At 69.6% G+C, this 1,455-nt stretch carries 1 protein-coding gene; it reads left to right on the top strand.

Annotated features, from left to right (window positions below):
- Positions 1–1,455 (top strand): DEAD/DEAH box helicase (locus tag G6026_RS09700; RefSeq protein WP_277815605.1); only part of this gene is annotated, 1,455 nt, incomplete at both ends.

Below are 1,455 nucleotides of genomic sequence, written 5' to 3' on the forward strand. Positions count from 1 at the left end.
CGTCGAGCGGAGGCGCCTCGGGCAAGCGCGCCCCGGCCGCGGAGACCGCCGCGGAGAACGCGGGCGACGACGCCGTCACGTTCGCCGACATGGGGCTCGACCCGGCCGTCGCCAAGGCGGTCAAGGACGTCGGGTACGAGGTCCCCTCGGGCATCCAGGCGGCCATCATCCCGCTGGTGATGGAGGGCCGCGACGTCGTGGGGTTGGCGCAGACCGGAACCGGCAAGACCGCGGCCTTCGCGCTGCCGATCCTCTCCCTCATCGACCCGTCGGTCAAGAGCCCGCAGGCGCTCGTGCTGGCCCCCACCCGCGAGCTCGCGCTGCAGGTCGCCGAGGCGTGCATCACCTATTCCGCCAACATGCCTCAGGTCAGCGTCCTGCCGATCTACGGTGGGCAGGCCTACGGGATCCAGCTCTCCGGTCTGCGGCGGGGGGCACAGATCATCGTGGGGACGCCCGGTCGGGTGATCGATCACCTGAAGAAGGGCACGCTCGACCTGTCGGGCCTGCGTCATCTCGTCCTCGACGAGGCCGACGAGATGCTCGCGATGGGCTTCCAGGAGGATGTCGAACGGATCCTCTCGGACACCCCGCAGTCCACCCAGGTCGCGCTGTTCTCGGCCACGATGCCGGCTGCCATCCGCCGGATCTCCCAGAAGTACCTCACCGACGCGGCCGAGGTGAAGGTCGCCTCGAAGACGGCCACGGCGCCGACCATCCAGCAGCGTTATGTGCTGGTGAACCACCGCGACAAACTCGACGCGCTGACGCGGATCTTCGAGGTCGAGGACTTCGACGCGATGATCCTGTTCGTCCGTACCAAATCGGCCACGGAGGAGCTGGCGGAACGTCTGCGGGCCCGTGGGTTCTCCGCGGCACCGATCAACGGCGACATCCCCCAGAACCTTCGCGAGCGGACCATCGAGGCGCTCAAGGACGGTCGGACCGACATCCTGGTGGCCACGGACGTCGCAGCGCGTGGTCTGGACGTGCCCCGGATCAGCCACGTGGTCAACTACGACATCCCGCATGACACGGAGTCGTACGTCCACCGGATCGGCCGCACGGGCCGCGCGGGTCGCAGTGGCCAGGCGCTGCTGTTCGTCACCCCGCGGGAACGGCGGTTGCTCTCGCAGATCGAGCGGGCCACCAGGCAGCCGCTGACGGAGATCCAGCTGCCGAGCGTGGACGACGTCAACGAGATGCGCATGGCCAAGTTCGCCCAGTCGATCACGGAGAGCCTGAACGACCCGAACCTGGCGATGTTCCGCCGCCTCGTGGAGGAGTACGCCGCCGAACACTCGGTCTCGATGGCCGACATCGCCGCCGCCCTCGCCACCCAGTCCAGGAACTCCGCCGACTTCCTCATGCGGGAGCCCGAGCGGCCGGCCCGGCGTGATCGGCAGGACGATCGCCGCGACCCCCGGCGGGACGACCGGCGCGAGCGCCCCGGGC

It is taken from the genome of Dietzia sp. DQ11-38-2 (assembly GCF_014145055.1).
In the GTDB taxonomy this organism is placed as follows: Bacteria; Actinomycetota; Actinomycetes; order Mycobacteriales; family Mycobacteriaceae; genus Dietzia.